Origin of the sequence: Kangiella sp. TOML190, assembly GCF_023706045.1 — a bacterium.
Lineage (GTDB): Bacteria > Pseudomonadota > Gammaproteobacteria > Enterobacterales > Kangiellaceae > Kangiella.
In genome coordinates this window covers 2262733-2289035 of the sequence record NZ_BQYL01000001.1, presented here as the reverse complement: position 1 = coordinate 2289035, position 26303 = coordinate 2262733, and the positions used below count along the sequence as shown (strand labels likewise).

Sequence of the window (26303 nt, the reverse complement as noted above, 5' to 3'; positions counted from 1 at the left end):
AAAATAAAAGGGTTTTAATGTGTTATGAGCAAATTAAGCATTAAGCAATCGGGTTGGGTTTGGCTCTGGATCACGATTATTTTCCTAGCACTCGATCAAGCAACCAAGTTATGGGCCGATGCTAATTTAGCGCCAGTATTTGACGGGCCGATTGTCGAGGTGATGCCGCATTTCGATCTAAATCTTGCTTACAACTATGGCGCAGCATTCAGCTTTTTAGGTGATCAAGATGGTTGGCAGCGCTGGTTTTTTACCGCTATCGCTAGCGGCATCAGTATTTTATTATTGGTTTGGCTGCGACGCACGCCGGCGGAGAAAAAGCTGCAAAATATCGGTATGGCGCTGGTGTTAAGTGGTGCTCTAGGTAACCTTTATGATCGGGTGGCTTACGGTTATGTGATTGATTTTATTGATTGGTATCTGGCCAAAGATGGTTATCATTGGCCGACTTTTAATATTGCCGATAGCGTGATCCTTATTGGGGTGGGTTTATTATTAATCGATGCCTTTAAAAATCCTGAAAACGCCACTAAAAAGCAAAAAAAAGATCTGGACTAAACCATGACCATTAAAAAAGACTCCAAAGCTCTGGTTCATTTTAATGTATTATTAAAGGATGGTTCGGCGGCGGATTCGACCCGAGTTGATGGCAAGCCCGTATGGTTTGTGTTTGGCGATGGCAGTTTAACCGACAGCTTAGAGTCACAACTCTTGGGGATGGAGTCAGGGCAGACCAAGAAGTTCGAATTGGCGGGTTCCGATCTGTTTGGGCCAGTCAATCCTGACAATATCCACTTTATGGATATTAACCAGTTTCCGGTGGATGTGAAGCTGGAAGAGGGCGCAATTATCGCCTTTGAACAAATGGGTGGTGGCAGCTTACCTGGTATGATCCGGGAGCTTAAAGGTCACTCGGTTACGGTGGATTTTAATCATCCGCTTTCCGATCAAGAGATTGTTTTAGAAGTCGAAGTTTTAGAAATTCGATAGAATTTAAATAGGTATTTGCTGGCGATTAGGGTTTCAACCTAACGCTAAAACCGAGAAGTTGTTATGGAAATCGTATTAGCTAACCCTCGTGGTTTTTGTGCCGGCGTTGACCGCGCTATTGAAATCGTTAACCGAGCTTTGGAACTATTTGGCGCCCCGATTTATGTTAAACACGAAGTGGTGCACAACAAATTTGTGGTCGATGGTCTGCGTGAAAAAGGTGCGGTTTTTATCGAAGATTTAAACGAAGTGCCAAGAGACAGCACCTTGATTTTTAGCGCTCATGGCGTTTCCCAGCAAGTACGAAAAGATGCAAAAGCACGAAATTTAAAGGTGTTTGATGCGACTTGTCCGTTAGTAACCAAGGTTCATATGGAAGTGGCGCGACACAGTCGCCGCGATGAGGAGTGTATTCTCATTGGCCATAAAGGTCATCCAGAAGTAGAAGGCACTATGGGGCAATATGACAATGCCGAACGTGGAATTTATTTGGTTGAAGATATTCAGGACGTAGAGCGGCTTGAGGTGATGGATGCGGATAAACTGTTTTATGTTTCCCAAACTACCTTGTCAGTCGATGATACCCAGAAAATCGTTGAAGCTTTGAAGGTAAAATTTCCCAGCATAAACGGCCCTAAAAAAGACGATATTTGCTATGCCACCCAAAATCGCCAAGATGCGGTTAAGCAGCTGGCTAAAAATTGCGAACTAATTTTAGTGGTTGGTGCTCAAAATTCTTCTAATTCCTCGCGGTTACAAGAATTAGCGGTTACCGAAGGCCGCCAGTCTTACTTGATAAACAATGCAACCGAGATCCAAGCTGAGTGGCTGGAAGGCGTTAGTCGTGTCGGGGTTACAGCCGGTGCTTCTGCTCCTGAGGTTTTAGTCAAGGAAGTGATTGATTTTCTTGAACAAAATGGTGGAACTAAACCCCTAGAATATGATGGCGTTAAAGAAAGCATCGTTTTTGTATTGCCATCAGAACTCAGATAAATTTACAGCAAAAGCAATTTTATAAAGCTAATTTAGCAGGCCGAATACGTAAGAAAATAAAGATAAGCAACTTATCACCCAAAGCCTGTTTTTTTATGAAGTTCATCTCATCTACCGTCAATTTCCGCTTATAACCTCTTGATTTGACAGAAATTATCAACTTTAATTAACCACTTATCGGTGAAATTAAACCTTTTGTCGTTCTTAGGATGCCTTTCTTTGGGCATCCAAGTAGATTATAGATATCAAAAAAGTGGGGAATTTATGAACTTGAACAGTCCTAACACAAAGGGATTTACATTAATCGAATTGATGGTAACGATTTCTTTGGTCGCTATTTTAGCGGCTATTGCAGTACCGTCGTTTGATAGCCTGATTAAAGCGAATCGTTTGACAGGTACGGCAAATGAACTGTTAGGGGCGATTAGCTCTGCACGAAGTGAGGCGATAAAGAATCGCTCTCAAGTGACTTTAGCTCCCAAAGCTGGTTCTTGGATTAATGGTTGGACGGTGACAGTTACAAGTAATAACGATACGGTTCTTGATCGGAATGCTTTTAATAATTTTTTAACCTCATCATCTAGCGGTAGCAAAGGAACTGTAACGTTTAATACCAATGGTTTTGTGGCGGCTCCTAATCCTTGGGGAAATAATGATGGTGTTACTTTTTGTGATGATAATGGTAAAGGTCGAAAAGTTGTTTTGTCGATTTCTGGTAGTGCTAAAGTTCAAAAAATTGATACTGCATGCTCTGTATAGGTGCTTACACTCGGTTTAAAGGTTAGTTAAATGAATAATTTAAAAAATCAAGGTTTAGCTTTAATTGAAGTTTTAATAACCATCTTGGTGGTGGCGATTGGCATGCTAGCTTATGCTGCTTTGCAGGTGAAAACTGTAAACGTTACTCAAGAAAGTTATTTTCGTAGTCAAGCCATTTCGGTTATTGAAGAGGCTACATCAAAAATGCGTGCAAATAGCGAGTTTATAGCTGGTGATGCAAATAACGTTTACGTCAGTGATAACGCTTCTGGTAGCTTTGATGAATGGTGTAACTTTGCACCTCCGGCAGCTAGGCCAACTTTAACATGCACAGGAAACTGTGCTGATGATGCGTTAGCGACTTATAACAAGGAAAGCTCCTGCATTAAGCTTTTTGATTCAGGAGTTGCGGAAGCGCGTATGGGAGCTGCATGCTTCGATAATAATGGCGGTGATGGTGATAACTGTAGTAATGGTTCTAGGTATAAGATGTACGTGGCTTGGGCTCCGACTTCTAGAGCTGATGTAGACGGTACTGATACTTACGATGACGGCACAAATGCCTGTAGCACCAAAATTAATGTTATCAACGACAGCAGATTTTCGTGCGTAATTGTCGATATTATTCCATAGGACCACGCAAATGATGAAAAAAAACATATCGGGTATGACGTTAGTTGAGTTGCTAGTAGGAATAACTTTATCTCTTATTATTCTTGGTGCGACTATTACAATTTATCTTTCTACTAAACAGACTAATGTAGTCAACGAAGGCTCTATTAATATTCAGAATGATGCTCAGCTAGCTCTACTTGTTTTAAAAAATGATATTCAGAAGACCGGTTGGGTTAACGATTCAAATACTGAGATTTTTGGTTTAGATAATTCTATAACTACTGCGTCAAGTGATGGTGGAGGCACTGTTGCAGATGTTATTGCTGTTAGTTTCGAATCGTGTGACAGCTCTATAGCTCGTAATGACTGTCGCACTGATGGTACTGATGCCGCTGATTGTAATGGTGTGGCAGTAGCTGGTGGGGCGCGTATAACGAATAGATACCAGATAGTAAACGGCTCATTAGTTTGTAATAACGTGGCGCTTATTGATAACGTGGATAATTTTCAAGTTGAGTATGGTTTTTATAATGGTGTTGGTGTTGATTATGTTCCGCTAAGTGGTGTAACTGATCGCTCTAAGATCATCACGGTAAGATTTGGATTGATCATCAGCACGGAAAATTCTTTACCCGATGGCAGAAACCAGACCTTAAAATTATTTGATACGGATTTTGACTTTACTGATAAAAAACTCAGAAGAGTATTTTCAGCCACAGTCCCGATTTTAAATAGGCAGTCAACTTTATTAATAGGTGTATAAAGGTTTTTTATGAATATGATGTCTAACCAAAAAGGTTTTTCTTTGTTGATGACAATGCTGCTTTTTGTTGCACTTACCGTCGTTGGTTTAGCAATTATGCGCTCAGGGATTCTCTCCGAAAAACAGGCGATTAATATCCAAGAAAAGAGTGTTACTTTCCATGCGGCGCAAAGTGCAAACAATGCGGTTCTTGGTAGTTTAAGAGAAGATATTGTGGTTTGGAATAATGCTATCGCCGTAGTTACTAATACTAATAACAATTTTAGGAACCATAATACAGGTTACAAAACATGTATTGATGGTCAAGGTAAGCCATTGGCAACATGTACCACAAGTTTTGAGTCTGGTATTTCGGCTTATACGAGAACTTTCTATCGTGGATGTGCGGATGCAAGTCTCTGTCAAGGTTATTCTGCAGGAGCTGGTGCAGGGATTAAATGTCATGCTGTTGAATTAGTTGGAACTGGGTTTCTAGATTACGACAATGATGGTGTAGATTCAGCCGATGACTCCAAAACAAACATTAACCAATGGGCTACTACTCCTCTAGCCTCTTGTTTATAACCGGATAAAATATTAAGGAACAGATTATGAAATTATCAAGTTTTTTAAAAGTATTCATAACGTCATTGCTAACAGGAGTCTTTATGGCTGCACCTGTTTTAAGCGATGACACAGAGATTTTTTTCGGCCAAACAACGCCTCAAAATATTATGTTGGTACTGGATCGCTCAGGCTCAATGGATTGGGTAACCTATGCGGATAACCAAAATCCGACTGCAGCCGAAGATAGTCGAATGGAAGTTTTACAAGCGGCTACTACAGCCTTCTTAAATAGTTTACCGGACAACACTAGGGTCGGGGCCATGCGCTTTAATAGTGGCGATACTGCTGTTATTCTCGAAGAAGTGAGAGCCTTAGACTTTGACTTAGGTGGAGGAGAGACTCAAAGACAAAGATTGATTACTGAAATTAATGCCTTGGATGGTGCTGGTTCGACGCCTACAGGTCGTGCTATGTACGATGCAACACGCTACTTTCGAGGTGATTTACCAGGTTTTACCAGCCCAATTACAGCTAATTGTAGCTTAAAGAACAATATGGTGTTGATTACTGATGGCCAGCCTACACGTTTCAATGACACAGTTAGAGACGGCATTCGAGCCTATGATGGCGTCCCTGATGATTGTTCAACCGCAAACTCAGGTCGAGCTTGTATGTCAGACTTGGCCGAATATATTTCTACTACGCCTCAGGTGGCAGGCAATACACAGTCTACTATTGCGGTAAGCACAATTGCACTAGCGTTGTTTGATACTAACGCGAGCAGTTGGCTACAAGATATGGCTGAAAATCGTGGTGGCGGTACTTATAACACCGCTAATGATACCCAGAGTTTAATCGATGCCTTACAGTCTGCAATTGATACCGATACTGAATCAGCGGGTTTTGTTGCACCAAGCGTTCCGATTAGTCAGAGTAATCGTTTAACCAATGGCAATGAGGTTTTTCTAGCCATGTATCGCCCTTCCGCGAGTAATGTTTGGGCAGGTAATTTAAAGAAATATTATATTAAAGAGGGTGAAATTCGATCAGAAGATACGGCCCAACCTGATAATGTTGGTGGCCCTGCTGTGGATCAAACTACAGGTGAGTTTTTAGATACTGCAACAAGTGCCTGGGGAGCTACAGATGGTAATAATGTTATTTATGGCGGGGCTGGCCCAAGATCTGATGATAGCGGCCTAGTCTATTCAAACTTATTTTCAAATGGCTTAAGCACTAACCCAAAAAATGTAATTAATGAAGCGCTTGAAGCACAGTTATCTGATGCGCAAATTGAAGAATTATTTGGAACTGGAACCACTAGGGCAGAAGCGAAAGAATATTTTAAATGGATAGCAGAAAAGCAAATCGTTACTGATTATGATTTAAATAATAACGGGAATATAGAACCTTCTGAAGAAGATGTAACCATAAATCGATTTGGTGATCCTCTTCATTCTAGACCAACGGTTTTAAATTATGACGCTAATAAAAGAACGGTATTTGTAGGCACAAATCAAGGCTACTTACATGCGATAAACCCTAGCACAGGTAATTTACGTTGGTCTTTCATGCCAAGACAAATGTTTAAAAATGTTAAGAACTGGAAAAATAATTATGATTTATCTTCGCCAGATCTTCGTGATTATGGCTTAGACGGTGATATCACTGTTTATATCCGAGATAGAAATAAAAATAATTCAGTAGATGCATTACCTAATCCTGACAATGACATAGCTATGCTCTATATTGGAGAGCGCCGAGGCGGAAACCGTTATTATGCTCTTGATGTAAGTAAGGCGGGTGCGCCAATTATGCGCTTTACTGTTAGAGATGATATAGGTAATGATGGTGTTGATGCTGCGAACGTTCCTTTATTTTATAATAATGAGCGTATAACTGAAATTCCTAACCTTGGACAAACTTGGTCAAAGCCTGTAGTGGGACGCTTAAAATATAATGGCAACAGAAGAGTAGTTATGTTTGGAGGGGGCTATGATGATCGTAATGATGATTATACCTATCAGTCTACTTCTGGTGGCCAAAAAGGTAACAGTTTCCATATTCTCCAGTGGAGAAGTGGCGAGGACTTCGGTAAAGATATTTCCTCTTTAAATAATTTTATAGATTCGAGTGTTCCTGCTGACATCACCTTTATCGATAGTAATAATGATGAGTTTCTGGACACTGCCTACATATCCGATATCTCAGGAAAAATCTACCGTGTAGATATGCCTCTTAGCGGTAGTGCTTCTGACTTTAAATCTGGTAAGGTCGCTGATTTAAGTGGGTTTAGCGGTAACAATCGTTTTTATAATAGACCTGATATAGTTTTTGATAGTTTTGATGGGAAAATCTTTGCAATGATAGGGATTGGTAGCGGATACCGAGCGCATCCTTTGGATACGGGCACAACCGATAGGTTTCATTTAGTTTATGATGAGTCGATTGCAACGAAAACATTTACCACCACTATTAATAGTACTGATCTAAATAACAATACGGATCCAACATCTAGCAACTTTAAAACTCAACAGGAGCTATTTGCTGATGGAGATAAGGGCTGGTATATAACACTTGATCTAAATGAAAAAATCTTGTCTGACTCAACTACCTTTAATGGAAGAACATTCTTTACAACCTACACGCCGCAACAAAGTGCGGATGTATGTACACCGCCTACAGGGTTAAACAGAATTTACGGTATGAAAATTGCAGACTCGACCCCAATTGTTGATAACTTCTTTGATAATGATGGTGTTGTTACTTCTCTTGACAGATCTATGGATACTGCTTTAGGCTCAATTGTTGATGGTTTGTTAGGTGTTATTCAAACTGGTGTTAAACCTGACGGCAGCACTTTCTACGATGGTGAGTTCTTAATAGGCACTATTCCTGTAGACTTAGATGACTTGCTACAGACTAAAACTGCTAAATGGCGTGAAACAACTGAATAGGGTTTATGATGAAGAAGTATAAAGCTGGTTTTACTTTAGTAGAAGTTTTGATTGTAGTTGTTGTTGTAGCTATTTTGGCTGCAATAGCCATCCCATCTTATCAAAACTATGTTATTCGAACTAAACGTGGTGATGCGATGGCGGCGCTTATGAGTGCAGTTCAAGCTGCCGAACGGTATAAAGCCAATAACAATTTTAGTTACCAAGGTTTAACCAATGCCGATATACCTAGCCAAGTTCCAGTAGAGGGGGGAGCGGCTTACTACAATATTGGAGTGGACAATGTTACTGCAACAACTTACACGTTAACGGCTACGCCAACCGGATCTCAGCCCGCAAGTGATGGTAGTTTGACTATAAATCAGTCAGGAGCAAAGAATTGGACAAAAACCAACAATGGATGCTGGCCTGAATCAGGATCAACCTGTTAACTAACCATAACGACTATCAAAGCTCCTTCGGGAGCTTTTTTTATTGTAAATCAGTGGTTTACACTTGTTAAGCTGATGATGGCTTGCCAATTTTTTAAGGTTAGGTAGAATTAAATCCTAAGTTAAAAAAATATTGGGGAGTAGAGGGTGCGTGCAAAAATTGTGAGTTTTGTCCAAATGAAAGGCGGGGCAGGAAAGACAACCTTATGTGCTAATATTGCATCAACACTTTCCGATCAGTCTAATGTGTTGATGATTGATACGGACTTCCCGCAAAGTTCGCTCGATACCTGGTATCAAATTCGCAACGATAAGTATGTTATCGAAAACCTCGATATAGCAGTCGCTAAAAATTTATCACAACTGCAAAAAATGGTTCGCGATAATCTGGATACCTACGATTACATTCTAATTGACGGCCACCCCAGAATTACCAATCTAACCCGAGCGGTTGTAATGCTTTCTGATTTAGCCTTGATCCCCTTAAGTCCATCGCAAGTTGAGGTTTGGTCGACTAAACACTTGGCGGAAATTATTGAAGAAGCAAAAGCCATAAATCCAAACCTAGAAACGCGCATTTGCTGGAATCGCTATCGGGTTAGAACCAATTCGGCCGAGGCGGTAGTGGATGAAGCTAAGAAAGTGCTAAAAATAGAAGATTTGCCCGCCAAGCTTGGTAATCGTGTGGCTTATTTGGACTCTTTTGCTCAAGGTTTAACGGTGGCTGAGTGGCACGATCAGGCCGCAAAAATAGAAATTTGGTCCTTAACATCCGGCATTCAGCGTCTTTTAGATAAACAAGGTAATCACCGCATTAAAACCGAAGCACAGGTCGATAAATTCGCTAAAACAAAATAAATATGATTTATTGCTTGACCGCGTTTCGAGATTGGATTACTTTAGCCTCATGAAAAGATTAAATGCATTTAAAAGTTGGTGGTGGCACGTTACTTAAGTAGCGGGCTTAGTTGCATTTATCTGAAATAGACAAATAGATAAACAAGAAGCTCGCATCAGCGGGCTTTTTTTATGGCTAGAATTAATTAGAATCGAACGAAGTAGTATGAAACGAATAACTCAATTGGTACAAAACATGGCTCAAAACTGGTGGTGGAACTGGTTACGGCGGCTTTGTGTCTGAGAGTTATCAGTTATTCACATACAAAAGCCCGCTGTCACTATCACCAGCGGGTTTTTTTATGTCCCAAGTTTTTAAAAGCATAGCAATTAGGAATATAAACAGGTAGCAATATGATTATTATTTTAAAAGCCGACTCATCGGAAAGTGATGCGCAAGAGATCTTAAATCGCATCGAGCAGTCAGGACTCAAGCCTTTACATATGCCAGGAGTCGAACGAACCGTTATTGGGGCTTTGGGTGATGAGCGAGTTTTGCAAGCGCTTCATCTTGAGAATCACCCGCAAGTGGACCTTATCAAACCGGTGTTGACTAAATACAAACTGGTCAGTCGTGAAATATACCCGCAAGATACGGTAATCAATCTTGGAGACACTCCAGTGGGTTCCGATCAATTTACGCTTATGGGCGGGCCCTGTGCGATCGAAAGTGAAGATCAGTTATTAGAAACGGCGAGATACGTTAAAGCCGCCGGTGCCAGCGTGTTAAGAGGAGGTGCCTTTAAACCACGTACTAGCCCTTATTCGTTCCAAGGGCTTGGGGTTGAAGGTTTAAAGATCATGCAATCGGTGGGCAAAGAAGTTGGTCTGGATACTATAACGGAGTTAATGGATATCAAAGATCTGGATGATGTCGCTAATTATACCTCTGCTATCCAAATTGGAGCGCGCAATATGCAAAATTACTCGTTACTCAAAGCGGTTGGAGAAACTAATAAGCCGGTTTTATTGAAGCGCGGTTTGTCGGCGACCATAGAAGAGTTGCTATTAGCGGCAGAGTACATAGTAGCGACAGGCAATCCAAACGTTATGATTTGTGAGCGTGGGATTCGAACGTTTGAAACTGCCACTCGTAATACTTTAGATTTAAATGCGGTGGCATTTATTAAAGAAAAGAGCCACTTGCCAGTGATTGTCGATCCATCTCATGGCACTGGCGTAAGAACTTTAGTTGCTCCAATGGCTAAAGCTGCAGTAGCTTGCGGAGCCGATGGGCTAATCATTGAGTGTCATAGAGAGCCGAAAGAATCGGTATCCGATGCTGCTCAAGCCTTATCGCCAAGCGATTTTTCAGAGCTTGTTCAGCAATTAGCACCCTTTATTCATGCCAGTGGGCGAAAACTAGAACTGCAGTAGGTCTTAAAATGCAAGTTACAACGTTAAGTAAAAAATTGCCCTTAAGTTTGTCGCCATACCAAGCATTTTATAGGTTAACTGGCGGCAATAGCACACATACGGCTTTGCTAGAAACTGCAGAGGCGGGAACTCACCATAACCCCAAATCTTTATTAATGATTTCTGCAGCGGCTAGAGTCAGTGCTCGTAACTCGGAAATCACTATTGAAGCGTTAAATGATAATGGAGAAAGTTTGCTAGCGGACTTAGAGCTAGAGACAATTGCTGCGGATTTTGATATTAATCGCCAACAAAAAAGCATTGCATTAACGCTAAAATCAATAACAACGTCCATTGAAGAGCTCGAGCGATTAAAGTCTGTTTCAAGTTTGACGATTTTGAAATTTTTAGCTCGACAGTGTGAAGCGGAGAATCGTGAAGATAACCAATCGACCAATTTAATTGGCGCCTGTAGCTTTGATCTAGTGGATCAATTCGAAAGCTTGCCTGTGGTAGAAAAGCTTACGGATGACTTTTGTTTTTATGTGGCTGATCAGCTATTAATTCAAAGTTTAGACAATCAATCTGCAAAGCTCATTTGCAAAGGTTTTGGAAGTAACGCAAAAAACAAGATCCGGCTAGGCGTTGCATTAGAGCAGATGCAACACAGGCTTGTAGAACAAATTAGCGACAATAAGCATAATTTTAAATTTGATAACTTGGTTAGTGCAAAGTCTGATCAAGATTCGGAGCTAGTTACCGTCTCGCTTTCCGATCAGGAGTTTGCTAAAAAAGTAGAAAAAGCCAAACAACGAATTATTGATGGCGATGCATTTCAAGTGGTCCTATCGAGAAATTATCAAGTGGCTTGCGAAGATCCTTTTCTAGCTTATGGCAAGTTACGTCAATCGAACCCTAGTCCCTATATGTTTTATATTCAGTTTGAGCAAGGGACCTTACTAGGCGCAAGTCCTGAAAGTGCTCTAAAAGTGGATGCTAATCAAGAGATAAGTCTATACCCGATCGCGGGAACACGTAAAAGAGCTTTTACTGCTAAGGGTATCGATAGTGAAGAAGATTCTCGGATCGAGTATGAGCTGGTTAGTGATGAAAAAGAAGTTGCCGAGCATATGATGTTGGTGGATTTAGCGCGTAACGATATTGCGCGAATTGCCAAAAGTGGTACAAGAAAAGTGACCCAACTCAAAGCTGTAGTCAAATACTCGCACGTTATGCACTTAGTGTCCGAAGTTAAAGCGCAGCTTAGCCGAGATTTTGATATGTTTGACGCCTACCGAGCTTGCGCCAATATGGGTACTTTAACCGGAGCGCCTAAGATCAAGGCTAACGAAATTATCCGCCAATTGGAGCAGTCCGCTCGCGGTTATTATGGCGGTGCAGTTTGTGTCTTTAATGCCAATCAAGAATTTGATAGCGCTATTGTTATACGCTCTGCTTATGTCTGCAATGATGTTGCTACAATCAGCGCTGGAGCTGGCATTGTTTATGATTCGTGTCCCAAAAAGGAATGTGCTGAAACGTACCATAAAGCTTTGCCTGTAATTAATGCTTGTATTCCAATGGAATCAAAGCAAAAGGAGGTCGCGTGAAACTTGTAATTATCGATAACTACGACTCTTTCCTTTATAACTTAGCTTATGAATTTCAATCATTAGGGCACCATGTAACTATCGTTAGAAACGATCTTGAATATATGCAATTGGTAGCCTTGATTAAAGAAGTAGATGCACTAGTGATCTCCCCTGGCCCTGGTGCGCCATCAAACGCGGGACATAGCATGCGTTTGATTAAAGAGTTTTATCCTCATAAACCCATGTTGGGTATTTGCCTAGGTCATCAGGCGATAGTCGAAGCCTTCGGTGGAAAAATTGAACATGCTGAGCAAGTGGTTCATGGCAAAGTATCCAAATTGAATCACCAAGCTCAAGGATTGTTTTCTGGATTCGATAATGCAATCTCTGTTGCTCGTTATCATTCGCTTTCAGCTGGTAAGTCGCCTTGTAAGCTGCCTGCTGCTTTGAATGTTGATGCGGTAGCCGATGATGATGAAGTTATGGCTGTTTCGCACAAGAATTATCCTGTTTATGGTTTGCAGTTTCATCCAGAAAGCATTATGACCCGCGATGGTAAACAGCTGTTAATGAACTTTGTAGATCAGGTGATGACTACTAACAAACACCAGAATCAATCGGGAGCTAGCCATGCTGCAGTTGCTTGAAACTTTATATCAAGGTCAAGATCTTAGTCTACAGCAAGCGACTAGCTCTTTTGATCAGTTATTGACAGGTCAACTAGAAGTGCCCCAAGTTGCTGCAATGCTAGCAGCCCTTAAGACCAAAGGAGAATCGGTAGATGAAATTGCGGGCGCAGCAAAGGCATTACGGCGTCAGGCGGTTGCATTTCCGCAAAGAGACTACTTGGTTAGCGATTGCTGCGGAACTGGTGGCGATGGTCTTAACACCATTAATGTGTCAACTTTAGTGGCTTTTGTCGCATCCAGTTTAGGTATCAAGCTTGTTAAGCATGGTAATCGTTCAGTTTCTTCAAAATGCGGTTCTTCTGACTTAATGCAAGCTCTAAACATCAATACCCATTTAACGCCCCAGCAGAGCAAAGATTTACTCGATGCCACCAACTTTTGCTTTTTATTTGCGCCGGATTATCATCAAGGTGTTAAACATGTGATGCCAGTTCGCCAATCGCTAAAGACTCGTACCATTTTTAATTTAATTGGGCCTTTGGCCAATCCAGCGCATGCCGATATTCAGCTATTAGGAGTTTATGATAAAAAGTATTGCTTGCCTTTTGCGCAAATCTTGAAGATTCTTGGTGCTAAAAAGGCGCTTATTGTTAATGGCTCAGGGCTTGATGAGATTGCGGTGCACGACACCACAGATGCTGTCTTACTCGATAATGGAAAGATTTCTAAACTCACTATTAGTCCTTTAACTTTAGGTATTCACAAACATAGCCTTGAGGATATTCAAGTGTCCAGTCTTGACGATAATTTACAAGCAGGGATTCGATTACTTAAAGGACAAGCGCCACAGCCGCACCTTGACATGGTGGCAGCAAATTGTGGTGCCTTGCTTTACCTAAACGATCGAGTGGGATCTATAAAGGATGGGCTGGCTATGGCTAAAGAGCAAATTTTATCAGGCAAGGTTTATCAGCACGTAGAAACCATTAGGGAGTTGTCCAATGCCTAATATTCTAGAAACAATAGTCGCCTACAAGCGCCAGCTAATCAGCAATACACCGGATTTTGATGAGTTATCACTGAGCCAGGGTGGCTTTAAGGCAGCATTGAGTCAGCCGCAGTTCGGTTTTATTATGGAAGTTAAAAAGGCTTCGCCTTCTAAGGGCTTGATTCGCTCTGATTTTGATCTGACCGAAATTAGCAAAGTTTATGACCAATATGCCGATGCAATTTCGGTACTGACCGAAGATAGATTCTTTCAAGGCAGTTTCAGTAAATTGGCGCAAGTAAGAGCCGCTACCAGCAAACCGATTTTGTGCAAAGACTTTATTTTGTTGCCCAAGCAAGTCAGGCAGGCAAGGCATTATGGCGCGGATGCGGTTTTGTTAATGATGTCAGTGTTATCAGATCATGAGTATATGCTTTGCGCTGCAGAAGCTAAGCGACTCAATATGGATGTGCTAACGGAGGTACACGATAACCAAGAGTTAAAGCGTGCAGTCGCGTTAGATGCTGAAATTATAGGTATTAATAATCGAAATTTAAAAAACCTACAAACCTCGCTGAGTATCACCAAACTTATGTCAGCCTTAGTCCCTCAGGATAAAATTATTGTGACCGAATCAGGCATAAATAATCACCAAGATGTATTAAGTTTAGCTCCGTTTGCCGATGCTTGTTTGGTGGGTTCTAGCTTGATGGCGCAGCAAGATTTGGCAACAGCGGCTAAGCAATTGGTGTATGGAGATATAAAAATTTGTGGCGTGACCAATCAAGAGGATGCTGATATAGTCGCGACTAATCCCAGTTCATCTTTGGGGATTATCTTTGCCGAAAGCTCTAAGCGAAAAATCCATACCGAAGTTATTAAAGCAAAGCTTCCTATAGTTGGCGTATTTCAGAATCAGTCGCAAGAATTTGTCTTAGATAAAGTGCAGCAATATCAATTACAGCAGGTTCAGTTGCATGGTGATGAAAGCCAAGCCTATATTTCCGAGTTAAAGCAACAGCTAGATCCAGCGATTAAAGTTTCAAAGGTTATCCATATGAACCGCAAGAGTATTCTGCTTGATTATCAAGGTGTGGATGAGTTGTTGTTGGATAGCCAAGTTGGTAAGCAACAAGGTGGTACTGGAACAAGATTTGATTGGGAGCTTTTGCAAAGCCCGCAATACCAATCTCAACAATCGCAAATCAGGGTGGCTGGCGGCGTTGCTGCTGATAATGTCCAACTATTAAAACAGCTTGGCTATGCAAAAATTGATATTTGCAGTGGTAGCGAGTTGAAAGTTGGCATTAAGTCTAAAGATAAGATTGAGATGATTTTTAAAAATGCCAAAGTTTTGGCAAGAAGTTACCAAAAATTAAGAGTAGCCTAATGAGTTCACAATTATCAAACAATACATTTTCAGAGCATGAGTACGGTTTTAACGGAGCATACATTGGCCAATATGGTGGTCAATTTGTGCCGCAAATATTGATGCCCGCTTTACAACAGTTAGAGCAAGCATTTGAAGACTCTCTTGAAGATGAATCGTTCCAAAATGAATTAACCGCTTTGCTAAATGATTATGCCGGCAGACCAACACCCTTAACCGAGTGTATGACCTTTGGTAGAAGCAAGCACGCTAAAGTATTTTTAAAGCGCGAGGATTTGTTGCACGGTGGTGCTCATAAAACTAATCAGGTATTAGCGCAAGCGCTACTAGCAAAACGTATGGGTAAGAACCGAATCATTGCCGAGACAGGCGCGGGGCAGCATGGAGTTGCGACCGCTTTGGCTTGTGCTTTGCTTGGATTGAAAGCAACGATTTACATGGGTAAAAAAGATTGTGAGCGACAGGCGCCGAATGTATTTCGAATGCAACTAATGGGCGCTGAAGTTATTCCGGTGGATAACGGCAGTGCCAGCCTAAAAGATGCGATTAACGAAGCTTTGCGTGACTGGGCAGCAAGCTACGACGATACCCATTATCTGTTGGGCACCGCGGCTGGCCCGCATCCTTTCCCAAGAATGGTCAAGAGCTATCAAAAGATTATTGGCGAAGAAGCCAAGCAACAAATTTTATCAATGATTGGAACCTTGCCCGACGCGATAGTTGCTTGTGTTGGCGGCGGCTCTAATGCTATTGGTATCTTTGCAGATTTTATTAAAGAGGAGTCGGTACAATTGATCGGTGTTGAACCTGCTGGACATGGCCTTGATAGTAATGCTCACGGTGCAACTTTGTTAAAAGGCAGCGAGGGTATTATTCATGGCGCGCGCACTCAAACCTTACAAACTGACGAAGGACAAATTGTGGAATCGCATTCTATATCCGCAGGGTTGGATTACCCGGCCATTGGACCTGAGCATGTCCATTTGATGAAGACGGGGCGTGCGCATTATGTGGGGATTACTGATGAAGAAGCGTTAGAAGCGTTCCAAGAGCTATCAAGAACGGAAGGTATCATTCCTGCACTAGAGTCCTCTCACGCTTTGGCCTATGCAAAAAAAATGGCGTTAGATGCAAACAAGTCCATAAACATTATCGTCAACCTGTCTGGCCGTGGTGACAAGGATCTTACTCATGTGATGGATATTTTAAACTCGAGACAACGGAGTGCCGAGCAATGAGGTATCAACAACTCTTTAATCATAAGCAGTCTCAATCTGAGCTAGCTTACATTCCTTTTGTGATTTTAGGAGATCCGACTTATCAGTTATCGCTAAAAATAATTGAGAGGCTAGTCGAATCGGGAGCCGATGCTTTGGAGTTGGGCTTTGCTTTTTCCGATCCGGTGGCAGATGGGCCTGTAATTCAAGCAGCGAGCCTGCGTCCTTTGGCCAATCACTTCAGTATCAAGGACGGTTTTAAGCTAATCAAGCAGGTTCGCGATAAGTATCCGCAGCTGCCGCTAGGACTTTTGACGTATGCCAATTTAGTATTTGCGCAAGGAATTGATGGTTTTTATCAACAAGCCAGTGCTGCGGGACTAGATTCAGTCTTGATCGCAGATTGCCCGGTACAAGAGGGAGCCTTATTTTCCAAGTCTGCTTCTGAGCACGGAATTGATACGGTTTATATTGCGCCGCCAGATGCTGATCAGCAAACGCTTAAATTGATTGCTGAAAACTCCAGTGGTTATACCTATGTGTTAAGTCGAAAAGGAATTACTGGTACTGAAGTCGCGGCGTCTCAAGCCAATCTGGACTTTATTGCTCAATTGAAAGCCTTAGGTAGCCCACCTTTGGTGCAAGGTTTTGGCATTTCTGAGCCCGAGCATGTCTATCAAGCAGCACAAGCTGGTGTTGATGCGATAATAACCGGTTCGGCCATAGTGAAATTGATCAATCAGCATTATAATGAGCCACAAGTAATGCTTGCTAAAATTGCAGATTATGCCAACCTTATGGCTAGTGCGGCTAGGCAAGCTTTAAAAGCGCACGATCGTAACAATCAAGATAAGGGCTCAATTGATGTCGATAGCAGAGACAATAAAAGAGGAACTGCTCAAGCTGGAGCAGCAAGTTGAAGAAGAACAATTATTTTTAATTGGTTATTTGATCCCGATGGTGGATCTGATCCCGCAAGCAGAATTATCCGACTTAGAATGGTTTGCAGAGTTTGCGCTATTTGTTGAAGATGCTGTAGAAGCCGATGGCCTGAGCGACCGCGATGTGGATTTGCTGGCGGATATTTTTGAGCAGCTGCAACCCGAATAAATATTCTAATTCTATCTAATAGGCAAAGAAAAGAAGTATTAACATTGGCTAAACGCAAAATCATCAAAAATAACCTCGGTTTTTCCCCTGACCAACCACTGCGGGTTAAAGTTCCGGGTAGTAAATATTTAGCGAATCGCTATTTAGTCATAGCGGCTTTATGTGATGGTGAAACTCAGCTTACCAATGTTCCGATGAATGACGATATTAAGGCTTCCTTAGTAGCGATCGAGGCCTTGGGAGCCGAAGTAAAAGTCACTCCTGATATTATTGGCATCACAGGTATAAAAAATTATCAGCCAGAAAAAAATATCCTAATTAATTGTCGCGATAGTGGCACTTTAAGTCGTTTTGTTACCGCGCTAGCCGCTACTTTAGCTTCGCCAGTGACCATCGATGCTAGCCAGCAAATGCGCCAACGACCAATGCAAGAAATTATTGATTCGCTAACAAGCTTGCAAGTTAAGCTGGAATCTAATGAAGGTTATTTACCGCTACAGGTGCAAGGGCCAATTAAAGGCGGGATTTGTCAGCTCGATGCTTCGCGTTCCAGCCAATTCTTAAGCGCTTTGTTGATTGCTTGCTTAAAGTCAGAAGAAGATTCTCGAATACAAGTTACCGGCGATTTAGTATCTCAAAGCTATGTGGAGCTGACATTAGCGGCAATACAAAAATTTTCAGGTCAAATCCAACAGCCAAATGCTACAGAATACTTTATTCCCAAGCATCAAGATTTGACTGCTCCTTGCATTGAGGTTGCCAGCGATGTGGTAAGTTGCAGCTACTTTATGGCGGCGGCTTTAATTGCTAAAACTTCAATAAGGATCGAGGCTTATGATTTTGACTCGCCACAGGGCGAAGCCCAGTTTCCAACTGTCCTAGAAAAAATGGGGGCTAAAGTAGAACGACTTGATGAGGAGCTTGTAATTAGTTATCAAGACGACTTGCATGGCATTGATGTGGATATGGGGAATATGCCGGACGCGGTTCCAACGCTAACCGTGATCGCGGCTTTTGCGCAGGGTGAAACGCGGATCAGCAATATTGCTCACTTGGCTTTTAAAGAATCGAATCGGATTGTGGATTTGTGCGAGCAGCTAAAAAAGCTTGGAGTTAATTGTCAGTATGATAAGGACTCGATTAGGATTTATGGTGGCGCTAAACTTACAGCTGCCGATGTTTCGAGTTGTCATGATCATCGATTAGCCATGTCTTTAGCGCTAGTCGGGGTCCAAATTCCCGGAATTGTTATAGAAGATTCTCAGGCAGTGGAAAAGTCGTTTCCACAATATTGGCAATACTTAGAGCAGATTGGTATTGTGACGGAAGAAATTCAGTAGGCCAGAGCTCTTAGCGTAAAAAGCTATTGAACCCTCAGCGAAACTAGGTGAAGAAAAATGTCAGGTGACAGCTTCGGAAAACTATTCAAAGTAAACAATTGGGGTGAATCCCACGGCAAAGCTATTGGCGTAGTGGTTGAAGGTTGTCCGGCGGGATTAGAGCTATCAGAAACAGATATTCAACCTTTTTTGGATAAGCGCCGTCCCGGTCAAAGTGCTATTACCACGCGCCGCGATGAAAAAGATCAGGTAAAGATCCTTTCAGGTACGGTTGACGGTATCACCACTGGGACTCCAATTAGCTTGATGATCGAAAATCAAGATCAAAAATCTAAAGACTATTCGGAAATGGCCAAAATTTTTCGTCCTAGTCATGCTGACTTTACCTACCAAAAAAAATACGGTATTCGTGATGTAGCTGGCGGAGGGCGTAGCTCTGCCAGGATAACTGCTGGTCATGTAGCCGCTGGCGCTATTGCGCAAAAAATATTAGCAAAAGCGCTAGGCACTGATATTGTTGGTTATGTTAAAAGCGTAAATGACCTAGTGCTTGCGATGCCTTCCGAACAAGTTGACGTCAGTCTAATTGAGCAAACTGCTGTACGCTGTCCTGATTTAGCCTTAGCTGAGAAGATGATAAAGCGGATCGAAGCGGCGCGAAAAAATGGCGACTCGCTTGGTGGAGTAGTGGAATGTCGTATTAACTCTGTACCTATAGGATTGGGCGAGCCAGTATTTGATAAGCTCGAAGCGGATTTAGCTAAAGCTATGTTAGCAATTAACGCCAGCAAAGGCTTTGAAATTGGTTCTGGTTTTGCAGGCACTTTAGAAACGGGTACCAGTCATAATGACATTTTTATCAACCAAGACGGAAAGGTTAAAACTAAAACTAATAGTTCAGGCGGCACTTTGGGTGGAATATCCAATGGCATGCCAATTGTTTTTAGAGTGGCTTTTAAACCAACTCCAACCATTATCAAAGAACAAGCTACGGTTAATTTAGCAGGCGACGAAACTGTTTTTCATGGAAGGGGACGGCATGATCCTTGTGTCTTACCAAGAGCGGTTCCTATTGTCGAGGCCATGGCCGCTTTAGTCTTATGTGACCACTTTTTAAGGTTTAGAGCTTATAAGGGATTGTTTGATATAAACTAGTCTTTGGTTCTAGTCATTCCGTCCTCGATGCGGAATCCAGTTAAGCTAAATTAGCTAGCATCTCGTTGTAGGGCGAAATGCCAAAGTCTAAGAGGTTCCCATTGTCACGGGAATGATAAGTTATTTTATTCCCTTGGCTTGCTTAGCCTCGGCATTAGTCTTAATCCCTTGTGATAAAGCATACTGTTTTACATAGCTCACCGAGGTTAGAAAATAAACCACGGATAGCGCTACTATTACCGAGGCCCAAATTAATTTATCGGGATCGACGATATAGTAAAACGCGTAGAGAAAGGGCAGCAGAATAATAAAGCCCGTCCAACCGTAGGTGTAGGTTTTGCCTTTAAACATTCCTGGTAGTGCAAACAGTAGCGGCAGCCACCAAATTGCTAAGGAAGTCCAGCGCATTGGCGGGTATTGATGATTTAGCCAAATAAAAACTGGTAAAATAATAACGATGGCTAGATAACTGGCAACAGCGATTAAACGCGCTCTGAGGGCTTTTTTAAGATGTAGGTTCATAGTGTTATTTTAGTTTAAGCGGCCTTTTAGCTTAGCTTTTTACTCAACTTGTTACTTAGTTCTGCTAGTCTTTTGCCTTGAGCAATACAGAGCTTTTTTTCTTCGTCACTGATGGCGTTTTGACTATCGCTACCTGCCACATGCGAGGCGCCGTAAGGGGTGCCGCCCGTGGTGGTGGTGAGTAACTCAGTTTCTGAGTAGGGGATCCCCGAGATTAACATGCCGTGGTGCAATAGCGGGATCATCATGGTCATTAAGGTGGTTTCTTGGCCGCCGTGTAATGAGCCAGTTGAAGTGAATACGCTGGCAGGTTTGCCGGTTAAAGCGCCGGAGAGCCACTGGGCTGAAGTTTGGTCGAGAAAGTATTTTAGCGGTGCGGCCATGTTACCAAATCGAGTAGGGCTACCTAGGGCTAGTCCATCGCAATCTTGTAACTCTGCTATAGACACATAAGGATCGCCTTTCGGGGGGAATATCGCTGGCAGTGGCTTCATGATTGGCGCTGATTTCGGGAACGGTGCGTAACAGCGCTTCACAACCCTCGATTTTTTCTATGCCGCGAGCAATCAAGCGCGCCATTTGGCGGGTGTTGCCATGACGTGAATAGTAAAGAACTAAAATTTTACTCAAGTGATATTCCCTTATTAAGCAATTATTTTAAAAGCACTAAAACATTTTCTGGCGGGCGACCAACCGCAGCCTTATCTTTTGTGAAGACGATAGGGCGTTCAATTACTTTAGGATATTCTACCATTAAAGCTATTTGCTGCTCTTTGCTCAGAGATTCATCGTTTAGACCTGCTGCTTTATATTCGGCTTCATTTTTTCGCATAATCTCGCGCGGTTCAACATCTAGCATTTTTATAATCGACTTCAATTGGTTTTTGCTCGGCGCCTCTTTTATGTATTCGATAATATTGGGTTCGATTCCATTCTCCTGTAATAGAGCAAGAGTTTGGCGAGATTTAGAGCAGCGAGGGTTGTGGAATATGTTAAAATCGCTCATGACTTTGTATTGAGTCCTATGCTTTAATATTGAAATTAGAAGAAGTTATTTTAGGCGTAAATGACAATGGAAAAAAGGTGGAATTGGCTAAAAGCCTTCACAAAGTTTGTTTTTTCTCAGTTTGCTAAGAAAAATGTCAGTGCTTTGGCTTCTGAGCTAACCTTAAATAACATGCTAGCTTTGGTGCCGCTGATGACGGTAGCGGTGAGTTTGTTGGCGATATTTCCAGCGTTTGAGTCAACCAATACGCAAATTCAAGAATTGATATTCAAAAACCTCCTGCCTGAGAAAGGCTTAGTGGTACAAGAATACCTCAACGATTATGTGTCGAAATCAAAAAATTTATCAGCCATTGGTTTTATCTTTTTGTTTATCACTGCGCTAATGCTGATCCGTTCTATCGACAGTTCTATCAACGCCATTTGGGAAAGCAACAATCGACGCCAAGGAATTTATAAATGGTTAGCTTATTGGGCGATGCTGACCATGGCGCCGATTTTAGTGGCGGCTAGCCTATTAGCCACCTCTAGTTTCGCAGCTTTGCCAGTGTTCGATAAAATAAGCGGTATTTTAAGCCTTGGTTTGCCTTTTGCCTTAATCGTTTTTGCTTTTACTGCGCTTTACATGATTACCCCAAACAGTCGAGTGGAGTTTAAAAAAGCCTTGATAGCAGCGGTCTTCACCGCTTTATTATTTGAAGTTGCTAAGTATGGCTTTGCAATTTTCATCACCAAGTTTTCAACCTACGAAGTGATTTATGGTGCCATCACCGCGATCCCACTTTTTTTCCTCTGGGTGTTTTTGTCTTGGCTGATTTTACTGTTTGGCGCAGTGATTTGTTATGCGCTACACCGTTTTGATCCGAGTCACAAGAAGAAGAAAAACCCATTTATTTCAGCACTGAAAATAGCACAGTTTTTCGCTGTGGCGCAAAGTGCCGAGTCGACAGTAACTATACGACAGCTTAAGCAACAGTTTTCCGATATCCATGAACAGATTTTATTGAATCAAGTCGATGAATTAGTTGAGTTGGGTTTTTTGGCAAAGCTGGAAAATGAAGCTTACTGTTTGGCCGTGAATGGCAAAGAGTTGACCATTGCGGATTTGTATCGTAAGGGTAGTTGGCGCTTGCCGAATAGCCAAGATACGGTTGAAGAGCAGGATTTTTTGGTGCAAAAAATTGAACAGGCTAACTTACATCTGGATCGGGAGCTGATGATTCCCATCTTAAAGCCACAAGATTAGCACTCAAGTTTTAATAGACTAGACCAAAAATACTGACTTTAGAGTTGGTTTCGATTAAGTGCGATAAACGGGCTTCGCGTTCTTCATCATCAACTTTTATCTGGATAATCTTTTGGCTGCCTAGCAGGTTTTTGGCAGCAATAAGGATTGGGTTGGACGAGTCAAAAGGCTTTATTAAGAGCACGGGATGCTCTACGGTTTGTTTAAGCTTGTTGGTCGTTAGGTAATCAATAAAGCACATTTCACCGTGGATGTATTCAAGCCCAACTACAGAACCACTTTTTTTATCGCCTGTCAGCCACCGAACAATTGCCAATTGCCACTGTTTTTGCGGTTTGTTATTGACGTATCTTTTGAGGATAACTAGGTTTCCGATCCGTAAGTCATCAACCTCCTGAATGGCATTTTGCAGGCAAATACCGCCTTCGCTATGGTTAACGGCTCTCCAGCGAAAATTGGTTTTGTAGCTGTTTCCTAACGTTTTTGGTAACTCTGCATCCAACTCTAGTTCGCGGCCCATTTCCTTTTCGTTTAAGATCACTTTTTTTATATTGGTCAAACCCCAAACGGTATCGACATCGGTTAATAAGGGATAACGGGTCGAGTCTCTGGCTACAAAGGTGTCGCAGAAATCGTTGATACGTTCGAGCAATTTGTAGGCGTTGCTAGGCTCAATGCCATCATAAAATCCAGGATCGGGCAGCTTTTGGCTGTCTTTAAAGGCTTGAAGCTGCTTTTCAATGGTGGCAATAAGGGTATCGGTTTTAATCAATCGAATGTGCGATTCGCTTTGGTAGTCGCTGTCATCAGTTGCTATGTGAGGCTTGTTGGATTCGGATAAATCTAACACGAAACATCGCTGCTGGCTGTAGCGTTCAAGGTCAGCGGTAATTTCCACCACTTGCGACCAATGGGCTAAGTATTTAAACAGATGCCAGTGCTGGTTGTCTTCAATATGGTAAGGATTGACCACCGACATTAAACAGTTTCGTATGTAACTTTGCTTGATGCTAATACAAGGTTCCAACGGATTAGGCGTTTCTTTATAAAGTTTTCTATCAACCAATCGTTGTTTTTCTGCAAACTCGTAGAGTAAATGAAGCTCGCGCCAAATAAAGCTTGGGATAGGCGAATAAAGCTGGTATTGCTCGATTAGCATGAGTCCCAAATAGTGTTGCGCATGGTTAATGGCATTAGCCAAACGACCTCGCTTAAAGAACATCTTTTGGCTGGTAAGTTCATCGATAATGCGTTTAAAACCAAAAGCCATTTCAGATGACAAGAGGTGTAATGATTTATATTGCTGTTTGTCGACAAAGGCTTTATGTCGATCGTGTTGTTCGCGCATATGGCGGCTAAGAGTTAAATAGCCTTGGCTGAGCAGATAAAAGTTTTTTTCGCGGGCGACCAATTTGTGGGGGCAGCGATTTAAAGTATGAGCAACTCGAGTAAGCTCATGAATGGTTTGATCCGTCTCTACAAAAGCTAGGTTGTTTAGCCAAGATTCAACTGAATTAGGATCCGTATCAATAATAAATTCTCGCCCAGTTTGGATGGACGGAAAAGTTAACTTTAATGATTCCATTAGGTTGCCTTAATAAAATTATTCTGCAGCAATAATTTTGGTGATTACGCTCAAATCTTCTTCTTTGCTTTATCCTTGCTTGCTATAATAATGCCCTAAAGCGCCATACATTTCCACTATTTGGCTTAGAATAATCTTATAAACCTCTGATTTTCCTATGGTTCTAGTTCACACTCTTAAAAAGATTTTGATTCTATCTTGGTTTGCTCTGTTATTGGCTTCTTGCCAGCAATCGAGCCAGTTTCAATTGTTAAATGGCGAGCAAAAATCTATCTCGGATTATCAAGGCGACTGGTTGTTGATTAATTTTTGGGCTGAATGGTGCCCACCTTGCCTCAAAGAAATTCCAGAATTGAATGCACTAGAAGCACAAGGGATTAAAGTAATTGCAGTTAGTTATGACAAGTTGAGCAACCAAGAATTGCTAGCACAAAAGCAAAAATATCAAATTGAATACCAAATCATGGCGACTGAGCCGATGCCTTATTTACCGATGGAACGGCCAACAGGCTTGCCGGCGAATTATTTGTTTACTCCAAAAGGGCAGATGATTGGGCCTTTACTTGGCAAGCAAGATCAAACTTCAATTTTGGCGTTAATCGAAAAAATAGAATCCAGCCAAGCCAATTAAGCAACCAAGTTAACCGCGCTTTTTACCGCCTTCGACTAATTCACGGATCTTTTGCCTAACGCGATCAAGCCTTGCTTGAATACGCGTTTGGGCATAAGGATCTTGTGAAAAATGCCGCAAGGCCATTTCAAAATGCTTTTTTGCAGTACGATAATCGCCCACTAATTCCATATATTGGCCAGTGGTTTCGTGCATTTCCGGAATATGATTGGATTGCTGTTGCGCCTTCGCAAGCGCAAACAAGTAATTAGGGTTACTTTTATTTAAATCCGCATAGCGCAGTAAAATTCGCTCAGCCTCAGCCGCTTGCCCTAAAGCCATGTAGGCGCTAGCAGCCGCGAGGATTAATTTGGTCGAGCTTGGATTGCGGCTCAGTTGTTTTTGTAGTAGCGGCAAAGCTTTCTCACTGGAATTATTCGCAAGATGTGCTTCCGATAAACTGTACAAAATAATGTGATTATTGGGATATTGTTGGTACAAATCTTGATAAATGGCAAGAGCCTGACGGTGATAACCTTGCGCTTTTAATAGCTCTGCATATTCGTACTGCTTGGCTACTGTTGTTAAATTTTGCTTCTTTAGATTTGAGAAATACTTTTCATTATTGCGTTTCTCAATGCTATTAATACGAGCTTTTACTAACTGATAATCAAGCGAGCTTTTGTGTTCTACCAGAGGATAGAGCTTGGCGCGATTACGTGCATCGGTAATACGATTTTTTGATAGAGGGTGAGTCAGTAAAATTTCCGGCGGTTTGCGAACAAAGCGGCTTTGCTGCTCTAGTGTTTCAAAGAAGCCGGCAGCACCGCGCACATCAAAACCGGCACCAGAAAGCATGGCAATACCAATTCGATCGGCTTCTTTTTCGTTGTCCCGAGTGTGTGAAATGATCGATTGCTGGACAGCTCCTTGGGTTGCTGCTATCGCCCCCATACCAGCCTCGCCATCTTGAGTGGCTATCAAAATCGCGCCAATGGTTGCTAATATTGATGGCAGTGTAAGTTGTTGTTGCTTTTCCAGCCTCCGAGCTAGGTGGCGCTGGGTGACGTGCGCCACCTCATGCCCCATCACTGACGCGAGTTCACTTTCGGTTTCAGAGGCGGTAATTAACCCCGAATGAATACCAATATAGCCGCCAGGAAGGGCAAAGGCGTTAATACTGGGTTCTTCAATCACAAAAAACTTAAAATGACGACCTAAAGCGTCGGGATTGGCTGCGACTAGCTGGTAACCAACCTGTTGAATATAGTCGTTAACCAGCGGATCCTGCATCAAAAAACGACTGCGCAAGATTTGAGCCATAATCTGATCACCAATTGCTTGCTCTTTGGCAACCGATAGGGTGGCACCAGCGGCTTCGCCCAACTTTGGCAGTTCATTGGCTGCATGGGCTGTAAAACTCAGACTAAAAAACACTATTGAGTAAAAGGTTAATCGTGATAAAGCGCTGCGCATTAAGTATTTGATTAGGTATAAAATTAATGGTTACCCTATATGATGGTGTTCCGAGGCTAAAAGTTCAAATAGTCTTTTGTATAAATGGTGTAAATGCCGGCTGTAAAGTGAAAACTTCAGCTCAATTCAAT

26 protein-coding genes and 1 pseudogene are annotated in these 26303 nt (G+C 42.0%); 22 read left to right on the top strand and 5 right to left on the bottom strand.

Annotation, left to right across the window (positions count from 1 at the left end):
* Positions 1 to 24: 24 nt before the first annotated feature.
* From lspA to aroC, 20 genes are all read left to right on the top strand, one after another.
* Positions 25 to 558 carry a signal peptidase II gene (gene lspA / locus NFS34_RS10835; protein ID WP_251360058.1) on the top strand — a complete coding sequence of 178 codons (534 nt, stop codon included), beginning with the start codon at positions 25 to 27 and terminating at the stop codon, positions 556 to 558.
* Positions 559 to 561: 3 nt separating this feature from the next.
* A complete protein-coding gene (gene fkpB / locus NFS34_RS10830) occupies positions 562 to 990 on the top strand; it encodes an FKBP-type peptidyl-prolyl cis-trans isomerase (RefSeq protein WP_251360057.1) in 429 nt (142 codons plus the stop codon).
* A 63-nt stretch (positions 991 to 1053) separates the two neighbouring features.
* The gene (gene ispH, locus NFS34_RS10825) at positions 1054 to 1983 is read left to right on the top strand and encodes a 4-hydroxy-3-methylbut-2-enyl diphosphate reductase (protein ID WP_251360056.1); all 930 of its coding nucleotides are present in this window, start codon (positions 1054 to 1056) and stop codon (positions 1981 to 1983) included.
* Between the two features lie 219 nt (positions 1984 to 2202).
* Positions 2203 to 2742 carry a GspH/FimT family pseudopilin gene (locus NFS34_RS10815; protein ID WP_285834464.1) on the top strand — a complete coding sequence of 180 codons (540 nt, stop codon included), beginning with the start codon at positions 2203 to 2205 and terminating at the stop codon, positions 2740 to 2742.
* A gap of 30 nt (positions 2743 to 2772) precedes the next feature.
* Positions 2773 to 3375 (top strand): type IV pilus modification protein PilV, encoded by a 603-nt coding sequence (pilV, locus tag NFS34_RS10810; protein WP_251360055.1) that lies wholly within the window; start codon positions 2773 to 2775, stop codon positions 3373 to 3375.
* A gap of 13 nt (positions 3376 to 3388) precedes the next feature.
* Positions 3389 to 4120, top strand: coding sequence for a PilW family protein (locus tag NFS34_RS10805; protein WP_251360054.1), 732 nt, complete (start codon positions 3389 to 3391; stop codon positions 4118 to 4120).
* Between the two features lie 9 nt (positions 4121 to 4129).
* Positions 4130 to 4684, top strand: coding sequence for a hypothetical protein (locus NFS34_RS10800; RefSeq protein WP_251360053.1), 555 nt, complete (start codon positions 4130 to 4132; stop codon positions 4682 to 4684).
* A 26-nt stretch (positions 4685 to 4710) separates the two neighbouring features.
* Complete coding sequence (locus tag NFS34_RS10795) at positions 4711 to 7623, top strand: pilus assembly protein (protein ID WP_251360052.1); 2913 nt, start codon at positions 4711 to 4713, stop codon at positions 7621 to 7623.
* An 8-nt stretch (positions 7624 to 7631) separates the two neighbouring features.
* Entirely contained in the window at positions 7632 to 8054 is a 423-nt protein-coding gene (locus tag NFS34_RS10790; protein ID WP_251360051.1) for a type IV pilin protein, read from the top strand.
* 147 nt (positions 8055 to 8201) lie between these two features.
* Positions 8202 to 8912 (top strand): ParA family protein, encoded by a 711-nt coding sequence (locus NFS34_RS10785; protein ID WP_251360050.1) that lies wholly within the window; start codon positions 8202 to 8204, stop codon positions 8910 to 8912.
* A 393-nt stretch (positions 8913 to 9305) separates the two neighbouring features.
* The gene (gene aroF / locus NFS34_RS10780) at positions 9306 to 10328 is read left to right on the top strand and encodes a 3-deoxy-7-phosphoheptulonate synthase (protein ID WP_251360049.1); all 1023 of its coding nucleotides are present in this window, start codon (positions 9306 to 9308) and stop codon (positions 10326 to 10328) included.
* Between the two features lie 8 nt (positions 10329 to 10336).
* Positions 10337 to 11917, top strand: coding sequence for an anthranilate synthase component 1 (locus NFS34_RS10775; RefSeq protein ID WP_251360048.1), 1581 nt, complete (start codon positions 10337 to 10339; stop codon positions 11915 to 11917).
* Positions 11914 to 12546 (top strand): aminodeoxychorismate/anthranilate synthase component II, encoded by a 633-nt coding sequence (locus NFS34_RS10770; RefSeq protein ID WP_251360047.1) that lies wholly within the window; start codon positions 11914 to 11916, stop codon positions 12544 to 12546. The genes NFS34_RS10775 and NFS34_RS10770 overlap by 4 nt, the downstream gene beginning before the upstream one ends.
* A complete protein-coding gene (gene trpD / locus NFS34_RS10765; RefSeq protein WP_251360046.1) occupies positions 12530 to 13537 on the top strand; it encodes an anthranilate phosphoribosyltransferase in 1008 nt (335 codons plus the stop codon). Before NFS34_RS10770 ends, trpD begins: the two co-directional genes overlap by 17 nt.
* Positions 13530 to 14906, top strand: a complete 1377-nt coding sequence (trpCF, locus tag NFS34_RS10760; protein ID WP_251360045.1) for a bifunctional indole-3-glycerol-phosphate synthase TrpC/phosphoribosylanthranilate isomerase TrpF — start codon at positions 13530 to 13532, stop codon at positions 14904 to 14906. The genes trpD and trpCF overlap by 8 nt, the downstream gene beginning before the upstream one ends.
* Positions 14906 to 16144, top strand: coding sequence for a tryptophan synthase subunit beta (gene trpB / locus NFS34_RS10755; protein WP_251360044.1), 1239 nt, complete (start codon positions 14906 to 14908; stop codon positions 16142 to 16144). Before trpCF ends, trpB begins: the two co-directional genes overlap by 1 nt.
* Entirely contained in the window at positions 16141 to 17043 is a 903-nt protein-coding gene (trpA, locus tag NFS34_RS10750) for a tryptophan synthase subunit alpha (RefSeq protein ID WP_251360043.1), read from the top strand. The genes trpB and trpA overlap by 4 nt, the downstream gene beginning before the upstream one ends.
* On the top strand, positions 16988 to 17233 hold the full coding sequence (locus NFS34_RS10745) for a hypothetical protein (protein WP_251360042.1): 246 nt from the start codon (positions 16988 to 16990) through the stop codon (positions 17231 to 17233). The genes trpA and NFS34_RS10745 overlap by 56 nt, the downstream gene beginning before the upstream one ends.
* A gap of 44 nt (positions 17234 to 17277) precedes the next feature.
* A complete protein-coding gene (gene aroA / locus NFS34_RS10740) occupies positions 17278 to 18573 on the top strand; it encodes a 3-phosphoshikimate 1-carboxyvinyltransferase (protein WP_251360041.1) in 1296 nt (431 codons plus the stop codon).
* Between the two features lie 57 nt (positions 18574 to 18630).
* Entirely contained in the window at positions 18631 to 19728 is a 1098-nt protein-coding gene (gene aroC / locus NFS34_RS10735; RefSeq protein WP_251360040.1) for a chorismate synthase, read from the top strand.
* A gap of 120 nt (positions 19729 to 19848) precedes the next feature.
* Here aroC and NFS34_RS10730 read toward each other — a convergent pair whose 3' ends face one another.
* The 3 genes and pseudogenes from NFS34_RS10730 to arsC form a co-directional block, all read right to left on the bottom strand.
* Complete coding sequence (locus tag NFS34_RS10730) at positions 19849 to 20250, bottom strand: DUF2069 domain-containing protein (protein ID WP_251360039.1); 402 nt, start codon at positions 20248 to 20250, stop codon at positions 19849 to 19851.
* A 26-nt stretch (positions 20251 to 20276) separates the two neighbouring features.
* Positions 20277 to 20880 (bottom strand): annotated as a pseudogene (gene wrbA, locus NFS34_RS10725) (NAD(P)H:quinone oxidoreductase).
* Between the two features lie 22 nt (positions 20881 to 20902).
* The gene (gene arsC / locus NFS34_RS10720) at positions 20903 to 21256 is read right to left on the bottom strand and encodes an arsenate reductase (glutaredoxin) (protein WP_251360037.1); all 354 of its coding nucleotides are present in this window, start codon (positions 21254 to 21256) and stop codon (positions 20903 to 20905) included.
* 66 nt (positions 21257 to 21322) lie between these two features.
* On the opposite strand from arsC, the gene NFS34_RS10715 reads away from it, so the two are divergent.
* Positions 21323 to 22501: a YihY family inner membrane protein gene (locus NFS34_RS10715; protein WP_251360036.1), complete on the top strand. Its 1179-nt coding sequence runs from the start codon at positions 21323 to 21325 to the stop codon at positions 22499 to 22501.
* A 10-nt stretch (positions 22502 to 22511) separates the two neighbouring features.
* Here the strand turns inward: NFS34_RS10715 and NFS34_RS10710 are convergent, their stop codons facing one another.
* Positions 22512 to 24086 (bottom strand): hypothetical protein, encoded by a 1575-nt coding sequence (locus NFS34_RS10710; protein WP_251360035.1) that lies wholly within the window; start codon positions 24084 to 24086, stop codon positions 22512 to 22514.
* Between the two features lie 157 nt (positions 24087 to 24243).
* Here NFS34_RS10710 and NFS34_RS10705 point away from each other — a divergent pair, with 157 nt between their 5' ends.
* Complete coding sequence (locus tag NFS34_RS10705) at positions 24244 to 24717, top strand: TlpA disulfide reductase family protein (RefSeq protein WP_251360034.1); 474 nt, start codon at positions 24244 to 24246, stop codon at positions 24715 to 24717.
* Positions 24718 to 24726: 9 nt separating this feature from the next.
* Here the strand turns inward: NFS34_RS10705 and NFS34_RS10700 are convergent, their stop codons facing one another.
* Positions 24727 to 26172: a M48 family metalloprotease gene (locus tag NFS34_RS10700; protein WP_251360033.1), complete on the bottom strand. Its 1446-nt coding sequence runs from the start codon at positions 26170 to 26172 to the stop codon at positions 24727 to 24729.
* Positions 26173 to 26303 lie beyond the last annotated feature (131 nt).

Bases quoted from the DNA above. Each gene is read 5' to 3' on its own strand.
- NFS34_RS10715 (WP_251360036.1), top strand. From the start codon at position 21,323: ATGGAAAAAAGGTGGAATTGGCTAAAAGCCTTCACAAAGTTTGTTTTT.
- NFS34_RS10710 (WP_251360035.1), bottom strand. From the start codon at position 24,086: ATGGAATCATTAAAGTTAACTTTTCCGTCCATCCAAACTGGGCGAGAA.
- NFS34_RS10700 (WP_251360033.1), bottom strand. From the start codon at position 26,172: ATGCGCAGCGCTTTATCACGATTAACCTTTTACTCAATAGTGTTTTTT.
- NFS34_RS10745 (WP_251360042.1), top strand. From the start codon at position 16,988: ATGTCGATAGCAGAGACAATAAAAGAGGAACTGCTCAAGCTGGAGCAG.
- NFS34_RS10805 (WP_251360054.1), top strand. From the start codon at position 3,389: ATGAAAAAAAACATATCGGGTATGACGTTAGTTGAGTTGCTAGTAGGA.
- NFS34_RS10790 (WP_251360051.1), top strand. From the start codon at position 7,632: ATGAAGAAGTATAAAGCTGGTTTTACTTTAGTAGAAGTTTTGATTGTA.
- arsC (WP_251360037.1), bottom strand. From the start codon at position 21,256: ATGAGCGATTTTAACATATTCCACAACCCTCGCTGCTCTAAATCTCGC.
- aroC (WP_251360040.1), top strand. From the start codon at position 18,631: ATGTCAGGTGACAGCTTCGGAAAACTATTCAAAGTAAACAATTGGGGT.
- NFS34_RS10795 (WP_251360052.1), top strand. From the start codon at position 4,711: ATGAAATTATCAAGTTTTTTAAAAGTATTCATAACGTCATTGCTAACA.
- NFS34_RS10705 (WP_251360034.1), top strand. From the start codon at position 24,244: ATGGTTCTAGTTCACACTCTTAAAAAGATTTTGATTCTATCTTGGTTT.
- fkpB (WP_251360057.1), top strand. From the start codon at position 562: ATGACCATTAAAAAAGACTCCAAAGCTCTGGTTCATTTTAATGTATTA.
- pilV (WP_251360055.1), top strand. From the start codon at position 2,773: ATGAATAATTTAAAAAATCAAGGTTTAGCTTTAATTGAAGTTTTAATA.
- lspA (WP_251360058.1), top strand. From the start codon at position 25: ATGAGCAAATTAAGCATTAAGCAATCGGGTTGGGTTTGGCTCTGGATC.
- trpCF (WP_251360045.1), top strand. From the start codon at position 13,530: ATGCCTAATATTCTAGAAACAATAGTCGCCTACAAGCGCCAGCTAATC.
- aroF (WP_251360049.1), top strand. From the start codon at position 9,306: ATGATTATTATTTTAAAAGCCGACTCATCGGAAAGTGATGCGCAAGAG.
- NFS34_RS10775 (WP_251360048.1), top strand. From the start codon at position 10,337: ATGCAAGTTACAACGTTAAGTAAAAAATTGCCCTTAAGTTTGTCGCCA.
- NFS34_RS10800 (WP_251360053.1), top strand. From the start codon at position 4,130: ATGAATATGATGTCTAACCAAAAAGGTTTTTCTTTGTTGATGACAATG.
- trpA (WP_251360043.1), top strand. From the start codon at position 16,141: ATGAGGTATCAACAACTCTTTAATCATAAGCAGTCTCAATCTGAGCTA.
- trpB (WP_251360044.1), top strand. From the start codon at position 14,906: ATGAGTTCACAATTATCAAACAATACATTTTCAGAGCATGAGTACGGT.
- NFS34_RS10730 (WP_251360039.1), bottom strand. From the start codon at position 20,250: ATGAACCTACATCTTAAAAAAGCCCTCAGAGCGCGTTTAATCGCTGTT.
- trpD (WP_251360046.1), top strand. From the start codon at position 12,530: ATGCTGCAGTTGCTTGAAACTTTATATCAAGGTCAAGATCTTAGTCTA.
- ispH (WP_251360056.1), top strand. From the start codon at position 1,054: ATGGAAATCGTATTAGCTAACCCTCGTGGTTTTTGTGCCGGCGTTGAC.